The sequence below is a fragment of the Flavobacterium sp. CSZ genome, from assembly GCF_015350725.1.
In the GTDB taxonomy this organism is placed as follows: domain Bacteria; phylum Bacteroidota; class Bacteroidia; order Flavobacteriales; family Flavobacteriaceae; genus Flavobacterium.
The window spans coordinates 65,182-83,220 of sequence record NZ_JADKPQ010000020.1 but is presented as its reverse complement, the minus strand read 5'-3'; the positions used below and the strand labels follow the sequence as shown (position 1 = coordinate 83,220).

14 protein-coding genes are annotated in these 18,039 nt (G+C 34.7%); 8 read left to right on the top strand and 6 right to left on the bottom strand.

Annotated features, from left to right (window positions below; translation table 11 throughout):
* From IRZ78_RS20555 to IRZ78_RS20535, 5 genes are all read left to right on the top strand, one after another.
* Positions 1–786, top strand: a complete 786-nt coding sequence (locus IRZ78_RS20555) for an ATP-binding cassette domain-containing protein (RefSeq protein WP_194618306.1) — start codon at positions 1–3, stop codon at positions 784–786.
* Between the two features lie 25 nt (positions 787–811).
* Entirely contained in the window at positions 812–1,705 is an 894-nt protein-coding gene (locus tag IRZ78_RS20550) for an MlaD family protein (protein WP_194618305.1), read from the top strand.
* A gap of 79 nt (positions 1,706–1,784) precedes the next feature.
* The gene (locus IRZ78_RS20545; RefSeq protein ID WP_194618304.1) at positions 1,785–4,604 is read left to right on the top strand and encodes an AsmA-like C-terminal region-containing protein; all 2,820 of its coding nucleotides are present in this window, start codon (positions 1,785–1,787) and stop codon (positions 4,602–4,604) included.
* A 6-nt stretch (positions 4,605–4,610) separates the two neighbouring features.
* The gene (locus IRZ78_RS20540) at positions 4,611–5,099 is read left to right on the top strand and encodes a low affinity iron permease family protein (protein ID WP_194618303.1); all 489 of its coding nucleotides are present in this window, start codon (positions 4,611–4,613) and stop codon (positions 5,097–5,099) included.
* Positions 5,096–6,295 (top strand): FAD-dependent oxidoreductase, encoded by a 1,200-nt coding sequence (locus tag IRZ78_RS20535; protein WP_194618302.1) that lies wholly within the window; start codon positions 5,096–5,098, stop codon positions 6,293–6,295. The genes IRZ78_RS20540 and IRZ78_RS20535 overlap by 4 nt, the downstream gene beginning before the upstream one ends.
* A gap of 57 nt (positions 6,296–6,352) precedes the next feature.
* Here the strand turns inward: IRZ78_RS20535 and IRZ78_RS20530 are convergent, their stop codons facing one another.
* Both IRZ78_RS20530 and IRZ78_RS20525 read right to left on the bottom strand, forming a co-directional pair.
* Complete coding sequence (locus IRZ78_RS20530; RefSeq protein ID WP_194618301.1) at positions 6,353–7,303, bottom strand: bifunctional helix-turn-helix transcriptional regulator/GNAT family N-acetyltransferase; 951 nt, start codon at positions 7,301–7,303, stop codon at positions 6,353–6,355.
* A gap of 347 nt (positions 7,304–7,650) precedes the next feature.
* Complete coding sequence (locus IRZ78_RS20525; RefSeq protein WP_194618300.1) at positions 7,651–8,676, bottom strand: AraC family transcriptional regulator; 1,026 nt, start codon at positions 8,674–8,676, stop codon at positions 7,651–7,653.
* A 219-nt stretch (positions 8,677–8,895) separates the two neighbouring features.
* Between IRZ78_RS20525 and IRZ78_RS20520 the strand changes: the two genes are divergently transcribed.
* Both IRZ78_RS20520 and IRZ78_RS20515 read left to right on the top strand, forming a co-directional pair.
* Complete coding sequence (locus IRZ78_RS20520; protein ID WP_194618299.1) at positions 8,896–9,420, top strand: DNA-deoxyinosine glycosylase; 525 nt, start codon at positions 8,896–8,898, stop codon at positions 9,418–9,420.
* A gap of 270 nt (positions 9,421–9,690) precedes the next feature.
* Positions 9,691–10,125 carry a DUF6526 family protein gene (locus IRZ78_RS20515; protein WP_065449087.1) on the top strand — a complete coding sequence of 145 codons (435 nt, stop codon included), beginning with the start codon at positions 9,691–9,693 and terminating at the stop codon, positions 10,123–10,125.
* 89 nt (positions 10,126–10,214) lie between these two features.
* Here IRZ78_RS20515 and IRZ78_RS20510 read toward each other — a convergent pair whose 3' ends face one another.
* Positions 10,215–11,426, bottom strand: a complete 1,212-nt coding sequence (locus tag IRZ78_RS20510; RefSeq protein ID WP_228520548.1) for a hypothetical protein — start codon at positions 11,424–11,426, stop codon at positions 10,215–10,217.
* Positions 11,427–11,875: 449 nt separating this feature from the next.
* Between IRZ78_RS20510 and IRZ78_RS20505 the strand changes: the two genes are divergently transcribed.
* Entirely contained in the window at positions 11,876–12,793 is a 918-nt protein-coding gene (locus IRZ78_RS20505) for a hypothetical protein (protein WP_194618298.1), read from the top strand.
* A 241-nt stretch (positions 12,794–13,034) separates the two neighbouring features.
* Here IRZ78_RS20505 and IRZ78_RS20500 read toward each other — a convergent pair whose 3' ends face one another.
* The 3 genes from IRZ78_RS20500 to IRZ78_RS20490 form a co-directional block, all read right to left on the bottom strand.
* On the bottom strand, positions 13,035–15,053 hold the full coding sequence (locus IRZ78_RS20500) for a glycoside hydrolase family 97 protein (RefSeq protein ID WP_194618297.1): 2,019 nt from the start codon (positions 15,051–15,053) through the stop codon (positions 13,035–13,037).
* 26 nt (positions 15,054–15,079) lie between these two features.
* Entirely contained in the window at positions 15,080–16,324 is a 1,245-nt protein-coding gene (locus tag IRZ78_RS20495; protein ID WP_194618296.1) for a glycoside hydrolase family 71/99-like protein, read from the bottom strand.
* Positions 16,325–16,502: 178 nt separating this feature from the next.
* Positions 16,503–18,017 carry a RagB/SusD family nutrient uptake outer membrane protein gene (locus IRZ78_RS20490; RefSeq protein WP_194618295.1) on the bottom strand — a complete coding sequence of 505 codons (1,515 nt, stop codon included), beginning with the start codon at positions 18,015–18,017 and terminating at the stop codon, positions 16,503–16,505.
* Positions 18,018–18,039 lie beyond the last annotated feature (22 nt).

Sequence of the window (18,039 nt, the reverse complement as noted above, 5' to 3'; positions counted from 1 at the left end):
ATGATTAAGGAAAAAGAAAATATAGAAAAAGATAAAGTTGCTAAAACCAAAAAGCAAGATCCTATCATTGTAATTAAAGACTTGCATAAAACTTTTGGTAAAGACAACAAAGTCCTGCAAGGTGTAAATCTTACGGTAAACAAAGGAGAGGATTTGGTGATCTTGGGACGTTCAGGATCAGGAAAATCGGTAACGATAAAATGTATTGTGGGGCTAATTGAACCTGATAAAGGCGAAATAAAAGTTTTTGATGAAAATGTACTAAATATCACAAAACCAGAACTGAATGAAATTAGAGTACGAATTGGATTTCTGTTCCAAAGTGGTGCTTTATACGATTCAATGTCGGTTCGCGAAAATCTGGCTTTTACATTAAAAAAACACAAGAGAGATTTAACTCCGCAAGAAGTTGAAAGTGAAGTAATGGAAGCCCTTGACAATGTAGGATTGAGTGATGCAATTGATAAAATGCCTTCTGAATTATCAGGCGGTATGCAAAAACGAATTGGTCTTGCCAGAACTTTAATCCTTAAACCGGAAATCATTTTGTATGATGAACCAACAACCGGATTAGATACGATAACCTCTCGTGAAATAAGCGAATTGATTCTGGATATCAAACACAAACGCAAAACAACATCAATCATTATTACCCACGATATGGCTTGCGCCAAACTGACCGCCGACAGAATTATGGTTTTAAAAGACGGTGTAATACATGCTGAAGGAACATACGAAGAACTAGAAAAAGACGAAGACCAATGGGTCCGTTCTTTTTTTCAATAATACTAAAAACAAATAATTAGAAATCATGGATAAGCAATCTGGATATACTTGGAAATTAGGAATGTTTGTAACAATAGGTTTATTGCTTTTTATAATGGCGATTTACTTTATTGGTAAACAAAAAAATCTTTTTGGATCAACATTCAACATCACATCACAGTTTAAAACCGTTAGTGGTTTAGAGGTGGGAAACAATGTTCGTTTTTCAGGAATTAATATCGGAACAGTCGAAGAAATTCAGTTAATAAACGATTCTTCTGTTGTAGTGAGAATGGTCATTAAGGATGAAGTTCGTGAATTCATTAAAACAGATGCCCGTGCAAGTATTGGTTCTGACGGATTAATGGGTGACAAAGTACTTACTATTTCTCCAGGAGTTAAATCTACAAAAGTGATCGAAAATGGTGGTGCAATTGCTTCGGTAAACGGAATTGAGATGCAGGATTTAATGAAAAGCGTGAAAAAAAGTGTTGATAATGCTGCTGTAATCACCGATGAGCTTGCGATTTTTAGCCATAGTATGAATACCGGAAATGGTGCTTTGGCAAGATTAGTTCGTGATGATAAAATGGCCAACAGCGTTTCCAATACGCTTTCGAACTTAGAATCAGGTACAAAAGGTTTTAGCGAAAATATGGAAGCTGCAAAAAGCAACTTCCTGCTTAAAGGCTACTTTAAGAAAAAAGAGAAAGAAAAAGAAAAGAAAAAAGAGGAAATAAAAGAGCAACAAGAAGAACAGCAGAAAAAGGCAGAAAAAGAGAAAGAAGAAAAGGCTAAGGAAGAAAAAGAGAAAGCTGAAAAAGCCGAAAAAGAAAAAGCTAAAGCAGAGAAGGAAAAAGCAGAGAAAGCCAAAGAAGAAAAAGAAAAACTGGAAAAACAAAAAGCTGAAGATGCTAAAAAAGCTGAAAAAGGAAAATAAAAAATACCTCGTTTGTTTATTCTATGAGCCCTATTTTAAAATCGATCCATGTAAATTATATGGAATAAATTAAAATACAATGAAAACCTCACATAAAAATATAAGCCTGAAAATCTTAAAAGTAACAGGAATAGTAATAGCAAGTATCTTGCTATTATTGTTTTTGATACCCTTGCTATTTCCCGGAACCGTTGCTGCAGAAGTAAAAAAAATCGCCAACGAACGATTAGACACTAAACTGGATTTCTCAAAATCCAGACTTTCGTTTTTTACACACTTTCCTTCCCTGACTGTTTCTCTGGATGATTTGTCTATGACAGGATCAGCCCCCTTTAGCAATGATACTTTACTACAAGCAGAACAGGTAGCCTTTGGTATCAACCTAAAGAGATTGATTTTTAATAATGAAGTAAAAATTAATAAATTATATGTTTCTAAAGCCTTAATCAATATAATGGTCAACCAAAAAGGACAGGCCAATTATAATATTTATGTGGCTCCGGAAGATCGTGATAAAAAACCGGACGATCCTAATGCCCCCGAAGAAGGAACTGCCATTCGACTCGAACGAATTGATCTTGAGGACTGTCATGTAAAATACAACGATCGTTCAGCCAAAATCCTGGTTGATGCAAAAGGTTTTAATTATGTTGGAAAAGGAAATTTGAGTGAAGATATTTTTGATTTGAATACGGATGCCCAAATCGATAATGTCGATTTCTATTACGACCGAACGGCTTATCTTAGAAAAAAAGAAGTTCGTGCTGATTTAATTACCCGAATTAATACTCATGCACTTTCGTTTATTCTTCAAAAAAATGAATTACGAATCAATAAATTACCCTTAAAATTTACTGGTTTATTTACCATTTTAAGAGATGGATATAAAATTAATATCAAAGCGGCATCTGAAAATACTACGCTTAAAGATCTGTTTTCTGTAATGCCTCCGGAATATTTAACCTGGATGAATGAAACCGAAATCTCAGGCAATAGTGATTTACTATTTACTTTTAAAGGAAATTACAATGTTGCCAAAAAACAAAAACCCGATTTAGCTTTTAATTTAAAAATAGACAAGGGCGCGATCAATTACCAAAATGCTCCTGCCCCGCTTACCGATTTTCAGATGAATCTAAATGCTGTTCTACCTTCATTAGATATCGAAAAATTATTAATAAATCTGGATACTTTTAAATTTAAAGTAGGCCAAAAAGACTATTTCAACGCTTATTTACGCAGCAAAGGTTTTAACGAAATGACTGTCGATGCAAGCGTAAAAGGAGATTTAGACTTAGCTACAGTTGATGCTGCTCTGGGTTTAAGCACTATTGATCTAAAAGGAACTTTAAAAACAAACATTCAGGCCAAAGGAATTTTTAGTACTTCGAAAAAATTATTCCCTAAAACAATTGGCGGAATTTCATTGCGAAACGGATGGCTAAAAACCGACTCGTATCCTAATCCTATAAAAGACATCACTTTTGTAGCCAATGTGCTCAACAAAGCCGGAACTTTTCAGGATTTGATTGTGGCTGTTGCTCCTGCATCCTTTGTTTTTGAAGGAAACCCAATGTATGTAAATGCAACCTTATCTGATTTTAGTGATCTGTCTTACAATGCCAAAATAAAAGGAGAGTTAAACATTGGACGAATTTATCAGGTTTTCTCTCAAAAAGGACTTGATGTAACGGGTTATGCAAAAGCAGATCTTTCGCTCAAAGGAAAACAAAGTTATGCCACAAAAGGGCAATATGAGAAACTGGATAATAGAGGAACTATTATTTTAAAAAACATCAAAGCTACATCAGAACTTTTCCCGAAAGCTTTTTTTATCAAACAAGGAAACTTCCGTTTTCAGAATGAGAAAATGTGGTTTGAAAAATTTGATGCTTTTTACGGAAAATCAGATTTTGCCATCAATGGATATTTACTCAATACCATTAATTACTTTCTGGAATCGCACGGAACCCTAAGCGGGGATTTTAAAATGAAATCCAAACTGATCAATGTGGATGAATTTATGGCCCTTAAAAAAGGTGAAAACACAGATCGTAACCTTGAAGTAGAATACGCCAAAGAAGATCATCCAAAAATGAGCGGAGTGGTTATTGTACCCAAAAACCTAAACGTTGCACTTACTGCAGATGCAGATAAAGTAGAATATAACGGACTGGTTTTAAACAAACTTCTTGGTAAAGTCGGAATGACAAAAGATGGTTTTTATTTAGAAAATGCCAATTTTAATATTATCGATTGTTTAGTAGGGGTCAATGCTACATACAAAGATGAATCGCCAACATCTGCGCACTTTGATGCTCATTTTACGGCCAAAGATTTTAGCGTTCAGAGAGCTTACAAAGAAATTCCGATGTTTCATGATATGGTAACTGCAGCAGAAAATGCACAGGGAATTATTTCTGTAGATTATAAAGTAAAAGGCGATTTAGACGGAAACATGAGTCCAATTTATGCCTCTCTGGAAGGTGGGGGAAAATTGAATTTACGTGATGTAAAAGTCAAAGGATTAAAGTTATTTGATGGCATTAGTTCTCAAACCGGACAAAAAGGTTTGAACGATCCTAATTTGAAAGGAATCGAAATCAATTCCACTATCGATAATAATTTAATTCATATTGAAGGTTTCACCTTTAGCGTGGCTGGTTTTAGACCTACCATAAAAGGAACCACAAGTTTCGACGGGCTTTTAGATTTACGTATGCGATTGGGTTTACCTCCTTTTGGTATTATCGGATTTCCTATTGTTATTACCGGAACACATAAGGATCCTAAAATTAAAATCTTTAGTAAAACAGGCCAAAAAATTTATGACGCCGTTTATGATGAAAAACACAACAAAGTGATTCGCAAAGAAAAAGTAAGTAAACGTAAAAGTTAAATTCAAATGAAAACTAAAAAACAAAAGAAAGGCAGTTCTTTCGAAAAGTTTGCAACCCACGTTTCTAAAGCAGCAGGAAGTACAACCGCTTTTATAGGTGCATTTTTAATTGTAGTAGTTTGGGCAGTTTCAGGACCTATTTTTGATTACTCCGAAACCTGGCAGCTGGTCATTAATACCGGAACAACAATTATTACCTTTTTGATGGTTTTCCTTATTCAGAAAGCCCAAAACAAAGATTCACTTGCGATTCAATTAAAATTAAATGAATTGGTGGCTTCAAATGAATATTCCAGCAACAGTCTGGTTGATATTGAAAGTATGACCGAAGAAGAAATGATAATAGTTCAGAAATATTATCATAAACTTAGCGAGTTGGCCAAAAAAGACGAAAGCATCAGAAATTCACATTCTATTGCAGAAGCCTCTGAACAGCACGAACGCAAAGACAAAAACAGAACTAAATTACGCACCCGAAATATAACCAAAAAATGAAACTACGTTCCTCTGAAACTTTCTGGCCTTTAAAAAGTGCCATGACATACAGTTATCCGTCTATTGATTCAGATCATACTACCGAAATTTTAATTATTGGCGGAGGAATTACCGGAGCCTTAATTGCTTATAAATTAATCTCCGAAGGCAAAAAGGTCATACTAGTTGATCGCCGCGACGTGGCTAACGGAAGTACTGCCGCAAGCACCGCCCTGCTCCAATATGAAATCGATGTGCCGCTGCATCAACTCATAAAAATTAGAGGTACAGAATGCGCTGTGGACAGTTACAAAAATGGAAAAAAAGCCATTTTTGATTTACGAACTATTATAGACACCATAAAAAGTGACTGTCATTTCGAGTTTAAAAAAAGTATTTATTACTGTTCTTTAAAAAAGGATATTCCGTTTTTGAAGAACGAATTTAAATGCCGAAAAGAACACGGATTTGATGTTAACTGGCTCGAACGATGGGATCTTGAAAAAATGGGCTTAAATGCCATTGCAGCGATAGAATCTAAAACTGCAGCGGTTATGGATCCTTATAAACTTGCCAATGACTTGCTGCACTACTGCAAAAAAAAGGGAATGCTTATCTATGACCGTACCAATATTACCTCGATCCACCATCAAAAAGCAAAATCTATTGCCCATACCGAAAATAAATTCACCATCAACGCAGAACATATTATTCATTGCAGCGGTTACGAAAGCACCGAAACACTAGCCGAGAAGGTAGTAGACTTAAAAAGTACGTTTGTCATTGCCTCAGAGAATTTAGAAGTTTTACCAGCAGGCTTTAAAAATGCCATTTTTTGGGATACTTCTTCACCCTATTTGTATTTTAGAGTAACCGCAGATAACAGGATTATAATGGGCGGCGGCGATGAGGATTTTAAAGATGCAAAAAAACGTGATAAATTATTGCCTAAAAAAGAGCAATATCTTTTAAGGCATTTTAAGAGAAAATTCCCCAAGATCGATTTTAAAATTGATTATTCCTGGGCAGGAACTTTTGGAGAAACCAAAGATGGCTTACCTTATTTTGGAAAACCCGACCCCAACAAAAACGAACACTACGTTCTGGGCTTTGGAGGAAACGGGATCACCTTTAGCGTTATAGGCATGAACTCGATTATGGATTCTATTAATAATAAAAAGAATCAGGATTTAGAGTATTATCGTTTTGGGAGATAAATAAGATTCTAAGTTGCTAAGTCTCTAAGTTTTTTTCTTAGCAACTTAGCAACTTTTTTAAACAATTAACTCCATCTGAATATTGCAACGTTTATAAGGTGTTGCTAAACCATATACTCTCTGGAAACCTAATTTGTAATACAAGTTAATGGCGGGTTTCAGGATCGTATTACTTTCCAGATATATTTTGTTTGCTCCCAGTTCTTTGGCCGTGTTTACGATTGCCTGACCTAATAAAAAGCCAATATTTTTTCCCTGGGCTTTTGGCGAAACCGCCATTTTTGCCATTTCAAAATCATAGTTGGAATCCTTCATTTTAATAAGCGCACAAACTCCTACGGGTTCATTACGGTACAAAGCCACCAGAATTTTTCCGCCCTTGTTTAAGATATATTCCTCAGGATTGTCTAAAGCTTTATAATCAGCTTCTTCCATTTCGAAGTAAGTCGAAATCCATTCTATGTTTAAGGATTTGAAAGCTTCGAGATAATGAGGTTCGAATGCTACAATTTGCACATCCTGGCTTTCGCGCTTTTTCTTTGCTTGGTTTACTCTTTTAAAAAGGCTTTTTTGTTCTAATAGAAACTCCCATTCTTCCAATGCTGCCCAAAGATTGTGTTTTGATTCGGTTATTAAGCTGTCAACTGCTGCTTCTACATCTTTTAATTGTAGTTTTAATTCTTTCGAAAATTCCCATCCTTGCGCTGTAAGACCCACAATATTTCTACGCTTATCACTGCTTTTCAGGCTTTCTTCTACCAATCCGGCAGTGATCATTTCCTGAATAATTTTACTTACCGATGGTTGCGAATGACCAATTTCGTTGGCAATTTCTGTAATGGTTATTTCCCTTTCATCCATAAGGGTATAAAAAACAGGAAACCATTTTGGCATAAAAGTCATACCATAAGCCTCATATATTTTGGCAGCATCATCTGTGATAATTGCCGTCATTAAACGTAAGCGACTTCCTAAAGCCACCTTTCCTACTTTGTCGAAAAATTCCATATATAATCAATTACATAACTAATTATGCAAATGTATATATTTTTTACATAGCAAGGTTCTAAGTTGCTAATAATCTTCCTTTTTTTTGAAATACTTAAAAATAAAAGTAACTATTTTATGAAAACGAGTCTCATAGCCCTGATGGTAATGGAAATCATTTTGTAGTGATGTTTAGCACAAAAGACTCAAACAGATCACAGGACTCAATCAAAGCCAATAGACAAAGTAAACAGCTCCTAAAGAAAATTATAAAATAAAAAAAAGACGCACCAGATTAGACTTAATATAATTGTTTGCATGTCAAAAAACTTAGCAACTCAAAATCTTAGCGACTTAGCAATTTTTAATCAAGCTGTTATAGCCAGTGGATTCAAATTGAATTTATATTCTTTTGGGCTGCAATTGAATTTTTGTTTGAATATTTTTGAAAAATAGCTTCTGCTGGTAAAACCAATACAATAAACGATTTCGGATATATTAAGATCAGATGTTCTTATTAAGATTTCGGCTTTTAGAACGCGCATGTGGGTAATATAATCGTTAACGGTTCTGTTGTGTATCAGTTTAAAACCTTCCTGTAATTTGTTTGGCGATAAACCTGATTTTTTGCTTAGGGATTTAATGGTAAAAGCTTCCTCCGGATTGGCTTTGATGGCTTCAGATAGTTCTTTTATTTCCTCCATTTCGCGTAGCGTCAGGCAATTTGTATCTTTAGAATTCATACTTAAATCGTCTGTATGCTGTTGAATTTCCATTGCCAGGATGATGCGCAGAATTCCTTCTTTTAGAAGATTCCTAACAATTCCGGTTTGAGTAATGGCATTCAATTGTTCGATTTTTTCAGCAATTTTCAGGTTATGAGAACCCACGTAAAAGAAATCCTGAACAGCCTCAGTTTCAAAGAAAGTTTCTTTTACTTTCTGATTCAGAGAATTGTCCGGGTTTTGGTGCAAAACCTGAGTTCCTACTATTATTAAGGTAAATTTTGTTTTTTTATCTTTTTCGAAAAACAGGACATTATCCTGATTTTTCTTTGAGGTGACAATAGCGGTCTGAAATGTTTTAAATTTTCGCTCTTCGCCAGCAGTGCCAAAACTATGCGACAAACTTCCTTTAGAACAATAGGCAAAATAAACCGGTGATTCTATAGGATTTACAATATCCATTCTAACATCTGCAGCAAAAGTCATATCGAACTGAACGTAGGAAATATTATCATTAAAAGAGGCACCAATTATAGCACCTTTTGCAAAACTATTGTTGGTTTCAAGCGTGTATTGGTCTAAATCAAAAGTTACTTTACCGCCGAAGTTTGTATGTAATTCATCAAAAATATTTTGAATTCTTTCTGTGTTTATAGTAACTATTTTCATCTTGCATGGGATTTAAATTCAACATCATTTTATATAGATTTACAAAAAAAAGAAAGCCCGTTTTGTGGTATAGGATTTCTAAAAATCTACGATTCAAAGTTCGCTCACAAGTCAGCCAAGTATGTTATATAATTTTTCTAAATTGTTTTATAATTACTTATGGATGATGTTTTTAACAGTAATTTTTTTTACCTTTCTGCTAGAATTAGTATAGCCAGTATGAAAAGTTTTTCTTTTGCCCCTATAGCCACTTATGATGCTAATGTTTTGATTTTAGGCACAATGCCCGGAACAAAATCATTAGAACTCAACCAATATTATGGCCATAACCAAAATAATTTCTGGAAATTTATGTTCGATATTTATAAAACAGACTTTTCGAATGATTACGAAACTAAAAAGGCGCTTTTGCAAAATAACAAAATTGCCCTGTGGGATGTTTTGCAGTTTTGCGACAGGGTTGGGAGTTTAGACAGCGCTATAAAAAATGAGATTGCCAATGATTTCGAAACGTTTTTAGAACAGCATCCCAACATTAAAACCATATTATTCAACGGACAAAAAGCAGCCGCTTTCTTTAAAAAATATGTTCATTTAAAGAAAGATTATCAACTCATCACTTTACCTTCTACAAGCCCGGCAAATGCAAGCAAAAGCTATGAGTCTAAATTAGACCAATGGAAAATTATAAGTGCATTACAATTAGAAAAGAATAAATTTTATGACAATAAAATAACCCGTTAGCCAAAAAGTTGAAATAATATAACATTTACATTTTAAAATATAACAGTTTTTTTTCACCTCCTGACTAATTTTACCAAACAAATTAAAGCCATTGAAAAAGAGAATGCAGCGTGAGGCTTTTTTTTAACTATAGATACTACTAAGAGAACTTTCAAAAAAGTTTAATTATAAAGAGAACATTGGTTATGTTAGTTTATTTTTGGAAAAAAAGCTATTCTATTTTTTAGGGTAGCTTTTGTTTTTTAATATCACACCATAAACGAAATAATTATGAAAATTCAGACTTACTACAACCATATTCGGTTTTACACACCGCATCATTTTGTTTACTATCCTATTCTTACAATATTTTTGGCAGCAAGTATTTACTTTGCGTTTACCACAAACGATACATTAATATGGTCTTTTATCAGCGTTGTTTTTGTATTTTTATTTTGCCTTGCCTTTATGTTGCGTCAGCATTATGCCCTAATTCTTCAAAACCGAATCGTGCGTCTCGAACTTCGCTACCGTTATTTTACCCTTACCGGAAAAAGATTTGAGGAAATCGAATACAAACTAACCGACGATCAAATTTTCGGCCTTCGTTTTGCTCCGGATGATGAACTATTGCCACTTATAGAAGATGCGCTAAAAAACAACCTGAGCGGAGATGCCATAAAAAAAGCCATCGTGCACTGGAAAGCCGATTACAACAGGGTTTAACAAATTTTAAATTGCAAATTTTAAATGACAATGGTAATGGCAAAATCAATTTAAATGTCAAAAAATAAAAAGCTCCATTTGATGTTTATTTATACTGTTTTTCTTTTATAATTAAACAAAATATAAATCAAGAAACCTATCAGCCACGCGCCAAAAACAACGCCAAAGAAGATTTCGATAATAGTCGGGTGAAGATATTTTGGTTCATAGAATAATCGCTCCAGAGTATTAAATTTGTCTGTTAGCGCCTTTCTGTCAAAATTATTTCTTATCGCGTTTAAAGGTTCATTGGCATGACTTTGATAAAATCTGACATCTTTCGCCAAATCTTTAGGCACCAGGCTTGTTTCGATTTTGTATTTCCTTAAAAGCGTATCCAGTTGCTTAAAATTATATAGTAACGAATCCTGCTTAATTTTATAAAGCAGCTTGTATCTCTTTACCGCAGCATCATATTGTTGTTTCTCTATCGCAACACCATTTACAGGCTTGTACAAAGCTTTATTTTCTACAAAGATGCAAATATTCTCATCGTAGTCAGGATTTACACGCATACCTTTGTAGATAATTTCAGTACTGTCTTTTATAACATTCTTCTTGATGATACGCTCCAAAAGTTCTTTTTTACCAAAACCAATACTATCCAAAATCGTACTGGTTGCAGACGAAACTTTATTCAAATCCGTCGTTAACATCTTCAAAGTATCAATGCTATAATAATTCGTTTCGGTAATATAATTATCGTTCTGAATCATCACACTGTCAACAACCTCCATAACCGGATACGGTTTTGGATATAAAATATTAAGCGGATTAAATAATTTCTCTGAACTATACGACGTATAATTATACAAAAACGGACGTAAAACATTTAGTAAAGTTTTGTCCTTATTAAGTTTGTATTCAGACAATTCCGTTCTCATCTTAGCGTTCATTCCAAAACTATAACTAACAAAAAATGAAAAACTAAAGAACGAAATCAGCAATAATAAAGCTCCTATTTTAAGCAGATTTACAAAAGAATAATTTTGTTTCGAATGATTTTTAAGTAAAAAAATCAGAAAGAAAAGCAAAAACAAACCCGTTATAAAAAAGTGGGAAATAGAGACATCATCATAAAACTTAAACCTGTAAAACTCAGTATAAATATCGATATTCCCAATTCCTTCAAACTTAAAATAGCCATATAAAAAATAGCCCAGATGAATCAATAATAGTACTACGAAAGACTTTACAAGGTATTGTTTTAATTTTTTATCCATAATTGTTTTCAGATTTACACTCAAATATAGAGAATCCATTTTAAAAACAAAACCTTTATTACTTCGCAATTAAAACTTTACAAATACAAAACTTAGAACTTATAAAACTTAGTGATTTAGAACCTTTAAAAAAAGTTGGGCTTATCACCATTCGATAAGAGGGCAAATTTACTTTGCCCTAGAGTCACTCTTATCAGTACGCTATTGAACTATCCGCGCTACTTTGGTAGCCTGCTCTAATCTATCAGGCGACTCACGTGTGCGAGAGATGTTTTTGCCAAACATTTTCCTGGAAACAAAAGGATTCTAAATAAACTAGAGCTAATTATTTAGATTGATTACCTGTAGAGAGAACAACCACAAAAAACATAATATACTGATATTCAGATAAATTATTCAAATTACAAACTCTAAAACGAAAAATGAATGATTTTTTTTGTTAACTTTAAATGTTAAAATTTTATCAATAAAATCTAAAAATAAGTCTCATGAAAAAATTATTTTATTTTTTGATAGTTTCCCTCTTCTTCACTACAATTCAGGCTCAGACTACTGCCGAGATAATGGTAGAAAAACCTTTACCTACATTACAAAATAATTCAGAGGCTCCACCCCAGGATTATGATCCAGCAGATTTAACATGGCACGGCCGACGATTTAAAGTAACTGCCGGTGTTTTTTTTCCCACCAATAATACACAGGTAGAAGTGGGAAGTAATAATGGTGATTTTGGAAACATGATTGATTTTGAAAAAGATCTTGGATTTAACAAAAATACCACATCATTTGCTGGTGCATTTGAATGGAAAATTTCAAGAAGATCAAGACTTGGTGCAGAATACTTTTATTTGAAAAGAACCGCCAGCAAAACCCTTCAAAAAGAAATAGAATTTGGTGATCATACCTATCCTGTAAATGCGAGAGTTTCAGCTTTTATGGACAACCAAATTTATCGAATTACCTACGGATACGCTTTTGTATCTAAACCCAAGTACGAAATTGGGGCACTTATAGGGGCGCACATCATGCTTGCTGATGTTGGGATAAAACTGGAAGGAGTTACTGCTGCAGTAGAATACAGTGACGATTTTGATTTTACTGCCCCTCTTCCTGATCTGGGACTTTGGACAGAAATTGTATTAGCAAAAAAATGGGGACTCTATGCCAATGCCAATTACTTCGCCATTAAAATAGATAATATCGACGGACGTATTTTAAGTTACAATCTATCTATATTATATAACGTTTACAAAAACTTAAGTTTAACAGCGGGTTACACAGGCTTAAACATTCGGGTTGATGCAGAAAAAGAAAGACTAAACGGTTATTTTAAATGGGGATACAATGGCCCAACATTAACTGCAACATATGCCTTTGGAAATCATGTAAAGTTTTACAAACATTAATAAAATCTTAAACCATATAAGATATTATAATTTTTGATTTTAGTTAGATTGTCATGAAATGAAGAAAAAAAAACACCCCCAAAGTTCGCTACTATTTTTTCTCATAAAATACTCAGTAATACAAAGTTCGTTTATTGATTTTTCAATCTGACACTTTAAAAATATAACAAACCCGATAACTATTACAGCTATCGGGTTTATTGCTCAAACTTAAACTTAACTCAAAATAAAACTTACTAACTTATTTTTCTATTGGAGTAAATTTTATAGCTGTTCCTCCTGCAGCTGCCAACTTAAGAGCTAAAACTGTTTTATTGTTTACTTTTTGTTTTGAAATTCTCACAGGATACGGATTCGTTTTATAATTTGCTCCAGCTCCATCGGAATAGACTTCGGCTTCGTATTCTTTTCCGGCATCCAAAAATGATAAATTTACTTTTAGGTTTCTGGCAAAACTATTGGTTATAGCTCCCAAATACCAGTTTTTCTCCTCCCAGTCTTTTCTGGCAATAGTGGTATATTCTCCTATTTTAGAATCTAAAACTTTGGTATCTGACCAGCTGCACGGAACATCTTTTATAAACTGAAATTCCGGTTTGCCTTCGTAATTCTCCGGTAAATCTGAAGCCATTTGCAACGGACTAAAAATGATAACATACAAGGCCAACTGGTTTGCCAAAGTCGTTTGCACTCTTGCTCCCGAAGGTGTTTTATAATCAAAATTGAAATTCCCCGGTGTATAATCAAAAGGGCCGGAAAGCATTCTTGTAAAAGGCAAAGTCGTTAGATGTTCCGGCGTATTTCCTCCATCAACCGACCACGCGTTGTATTCCTGACCTCTTCCGCCTTCTTGTGTCATAAAATTTGGGTACGTACGCTGTAATCCGGTTCCTTTTATAGGCTCATGATTGTCGATCATGATATGGTATTTGGCCGCAGTTTCCATTACTTTTCTGTAATGACGTGCTCCGTACTGGCTATCGTGCCATTCTTTTTTATCCAGATATTTATTTACATAACCGGTTTTCACGGTATTTACGCCCATTTTTTGATACAATTTAAAAGCATCTTCTAACTGGCTTTCGTAATGTTTTGTAGCTCCCGCCGTTTCGTGATGTCCTATTAAACGAACATTTTTCATAGCGGCATATTTTGTAATTTCTTCCAGATTAAAATCCCGATAGGCTTTTACAAAACTAAAAGAAGCACCATCAGCAGTCCAGTCGCCATCCCAGCCTTCGTTCCAGCCTTCTACCAGAACTCCGTCTAAATTGTTTTTCGCAGCAAAATCAATGTATTGTTTTGTATTCTTAGTCGTTGCGCCATGTTTTGGCCCTTGTCCCCAGGTGAATTTCTCTAAATGCATTCCCCACCAGATTCCGATATATTTAGACGGTGTAATCCAGGAAAGATCTTCAATTTTCGATGGTTCATTTAAATTCAGCATAATAGTAGATATCGCCACTTCGCCCGGAGTTTTCCCTACTACAATAGTTCTCCACGGTGTTCTAAAAGGCGTTTGGGCATATACTTTTACCCCATTGGCCCACGGCACTAATTCGCTTTTGTATTGTTTATCATTTGTTTTAAGTAAGGTCATTGAGGCAAAATCGGTTAGGTTGGCTTCGTGAATGGCCACAAATAATTTTTCTTTGGTTTCTAAAGTTGCCGGTGTATTGATCGTATCGGTTTTACTCACAGGCGTTTTACGGTAGGTACTCTCGTAATAGCTGTTTTCGCGATGCACCGGAATCCACCAAACATCATTATCTGATTTAAAGGTAAATTGCGTGATTTCGTTTGAAATTTCTACTTTCCCTAAATTAGGCTGTTTTGGAAATTCATATCGAAAACCAACACCATCATCAAAAACCCTGAAAACAATATCAACCAGACGTTCTTCTCCTTTTGATTCTTTCAAATGCACAATGAGTTCGTTGTGGTGATCTCTCACTTTTTTGAATTCACCCCAAGGCTGTTCCCAGGTTTCATCAGCCGATTTTTCTTCGGTGGAAAGCACTTCAAAACCCTCTGTCATTTTTTGGATTCCTTTAAATTCAAATCCTAATAATGAAGGTTCTATAACTGATTTTCCCTTTGATGTTAAACTATATAGCGGCTGACCTGACGGAGTTAATTCAAAAACTAATTCGGTGTTTTTTCCGGGAGAACTTATTTTGTATGTTTTTTTAGTACTGCAGGCAACAATCAACATTGATGCTAAAGCGATTAGACAGTATCTATATTTTATGTTTTTCATTATTTAATTGTATTAATTACAACTCTTTATTTAATTTCGTTTAGTAACTGTTTTGCTTTTGCTGGCTGCATAGAGACAAAATAATTAAAAGCCTGATCTAATTTTTTCTGTGCATCGGCATTGCCTTTCTTTTCTAATCTCAGATTATACATTTTACTGATTTCAGGAAAAACAGTTTCGGTACTTTTTACCCCCGCAAATGCTTTTACTTTTTCGATATACGTATAACCAAATTCTACTGTTGGCTCGAACATTGTCCCTTCTCCAAAGTCATTCCATGTAATTAATTGCAGGTAATTTAAATTTGCATTTTTAGCCAGAGAAAGTGTTTCATCAAGAGTTGCTCCATTGTTGTGTTCTATTGTCCATCCAATTGCAGCTCCGCCACCACCTTCGGCATAAAAATCTTTAAAGCCAGGATAAGCACCTCCCATTGCAACAGCTAATTTTGGTTTATTATTGGTATAAAAATTAGTCAGATAGGTGTTGTTTTTATAAACCCAGGCATATTCTCCCGAGGCATTATCCCCCGCATCTACAGATTCATTCCAGAGCGTTAAAAAAGTAGGTTTTGTGGTCAGGGTATTAAAAACGTTGGTCCACTGGGCTGGCGTCTGCAATACAATCGGCCCAAAATTAAGCAGTAATGGTTTTCCGTTTATTTTGATGTAATTTTTATCATCAAAGTAATTTTTCTCCATATAACCTAAATCGGTTTTGGCTGCGCTGGTAACTGAAATTGCTTTTCCGGCATCGACAACATTTTTGGTTACGCGGTCTTCATAAACTATGGCATATTCTAATCCCACTTTGTCTAACATGGCAATAAGCTGTTCTGTGTTTTCTTTTACCATTCGATAATCGTTTACATCAAAAGTCCCGTACCAATCGATCAGAACTCCATCGATTCCTGAATATTTCATCAATAATAAATGATTTTCGATCACATTTTTATCGCCTGAATGATAGGGGCCAATGAGTGGATAATAGTACGACGCAATTTCTCTGCGATTGTTTGCGCCAATGTTGTTTGGATTTTTGTTAGCCATTGTCCAGTGATATCCCCATTTTTTATCGGCACTACTTTCATTTGTTTCAAACCAAGGCATATAATGAACATAAATTTTGGTGCTATTTGTTTTTTCAATCGCAACAGGTTCAAATGTTTCCGGTTCTGTAGGTGTATCAGAATTTTTATCATCGCTGCTACAACCCGCGGCGACTATAATATTCAGGATCCCAAAAAACAATAATGTGATAGATCTTTTCATATTGATATATTATTTATTTTTATTTTTTTGCCACTGATTAAAAGATTAAAAAGATTGTATATAAGCCTGATTTACTTGCTTATAATCTTTAAAAAACCCACAAATCTGTGGCAAAAATTATTTTAAAACATGTCAGCCTTCCACGACTAGCCAACACGGAAGACTGACATTCAATAACCTAGTTTACAGGATACCCAGGATTTTGTACTAGATTTTTATTTGTTGTTAAAACTGTACTTGGAATTGGGAAAATCGCTCTGTATTTCTCCGTTGGTCCTTTTTCCCACCATGATTCGAAGAATGTTCCAAAACGGATATTATCTGTTCTTCTTCTTCCTTCAAAAGTGAATTCCTTAAGCAATTCTTTGTCTATAAAAGCAAGGTCTATTACGGTAGGCATTTCTTCTCCGGCACGTGCTGTAATTTGCTGTAGAAAAGGTTTTGCCAAATCTGCAGCTCCTAAACGTACATAACACTCTGCCTGCATCATTAAAATTTCGGCATAACGAATTAAAACTAAATCATGATCGCGTTCCCATTGTTCACCGGCTTTCATTTCGTATTTTCCTAAGCGAACTCCCTGGTTTTCTTTGGCATCAGCCACACTTGTAACTTCTTCTGTATAGGTTAAAGGCTCTCCGTTATCCATAATAATTACAGAACCTGTAGCTAGGCTAATCTGGTCACCTGCCACCATACATTTTCTTCTTTTATCTGTAGCAGCAAAGGCTGAATAAACACCCGGTTGCGCGCACATTCCGTTGGCACTCCAAGGATAATCAGTTCCTGAAGCAGAAATGGTTAGTTTATGTAAATAATGAAGCGACATTGAGTTCATATAATTTCCTACTGTTCCTGCTTTTTGATCGTAAGGAATAGAGAAAATAATCTCTGGGGATTTTTCGTTTTCTGTAGCAAAATTGGCAAAGAAATCAGGCGCCAATGTATATCCTGTTACTTTTTGACACATATCGATACAATCCTGCCAGCGCGGCGTACCAATAAAAGCTTCTGAATTTAAGTACAGTCTTGCCAATAGCGAATAGGCTACATTTTTTGTAAATTTAGAATACACCACATTTGAAGTTAAATGCGGAATGGCATCGAGCAATTCTTTTTCTACGAAATCATATACTTGTTTTCTGGTAGAATTTGATGGTAAAGAGGTATCTTCAAAATTCACTACGATGGGCACATTTCCGAATAAATCTAAAAGGTTATAGTAATAATACGCTCTTAAGGATTTTAATTCGGCATAAATTGGCGCTTTTGCCCCAGCTGTCAATGATGATTTATCTACCTGATAAATAATCGAATTGATTTTTGCAATTCCGGTGTAATTGTAACGCCATGCCGATAAAATCATACGGTTATCTGCTTTCCAGGTGTGTCTTTGCGCGTCCTGATATTGACCGCCATCGTACCAGTTGGTTCCTCTGGTAGGAATGGTAGCTTCATCTGAAACGGTCTCATTCAAAAAGAATACGTACTCACTGGTTGGGTAATTGGTTGATATACCATCAGAGAAACCTCTTAGGGAAGAATACGCTCCTCCTACTAATGCATCAACTTCTTTTGGAGTTTGTCCAAAATCCCCGTCTTCTACCCTATCATATAAATCTTCATTTAAATCTGTACATGATATCGTAAAAAGCATACTTACTAATAATAATGCTGTTATTTTGACTTTCATTTTTTATATTTTTGAGTTATTC

Bases quoted from the DNA above. Each gene is read 5' to 3' on its own strand.
- IRZ78_RS20555 (WP_194618306.1), top strand. From the start codon at position 1: ATGATTAAGGAAAAAGAAAATATAGAAAAAGATAAAGTTGCTAAAACC.
- IRZ78_RS20550 (WP_194618305.1), top strand. From the start codon at position 812: ATGGATAAGCAATCTGGATATACTTGGAAATTAGGAATGTTTGTAACA.
- IRZ78_RS20545 (WP_194618304.1), top strand. From the start codon at position 1,785: ATGAAAACCTCACATAAAAATATAAGCCTGAAAATCTTAAAAGTAACA.
- IRZ78_RS20540 (WP_194618303.1), top strand. From the start codon at position 4,611: ATGAAAACTAAAAAACAAAAGAAAGGCAGTTCTTTCGAAAAGTTTGCA.
- IRZ78_RS20535 (WP_194618302.1), top strand. From the start codon at position 5,096: ATGAAACTACGTTCCTCTGAAACTTTCTGGCCTTTAAAAAGTGCCATG.
- IRZ78_RS20530 (WP_194618301.1), bottom strand. From the start codon at position 7,303: ATGGAATTTTTCGACAAAGTAGGAAAGGTGGCTTTAGGAAGTCGCTTA.
- IRZ78_RS20525 (WP_194618300.1), bottom strand. From the start codon at position 8,676: ATGAAAATAGTTACTATAAACACAGAAAGAATTCAAAATATTTTTGAT.
- IRZ78_RS20520 (WP_194618299.1), top strand. From the start codon at position 8,896: ATGAAAAGTTTTTCTTTTGCCCCTATAGCCACTTATGATGCTAATGTT.
- IRZ78_RS20515 (WP_065449087.1), top strand. From the start codon at position 9,691: ATGAAAATTCAGACTTACTACAACCATATTCGGTTTTACACACCGCAT.
- IRZ78_RS20510 (WP_228520548.1), bottom strand. From the start codon at position 11,426: ATGGATTCTCTATATTTGAGTGTAAATCTGAAAACAATTATGGATAAA.
- IRZ78_RS20505 (WP_194618298.1), top strand. From the start codon at position 11,876: ATGAAAAAATTATTTTATTTTTTGATAGTTTCCCTCTTCTTCACTACA.
- IRZ78_RS20500 (WP_194618297.1), bottom strand. From the start codon at position 15,053: ATGAAAAACATAAAATATAGATACTGTCTAATCGCTTTAGCATCAATG.
- IRZ78_RS20495 (WP_194618296.1), bottom strand. From the start codon at position 16,324: ATGAAAAGATCTATCACATTATTGTTTTTTGGGATCCTGAATATTATA.
- IRZ78_RS20490 (WP_194618295.1), bottom strand. From the start codon at position 18,017: ATGAAAGTCAAAATAACAGCATTATTATTAGTAAGTATGCTTTTTACG.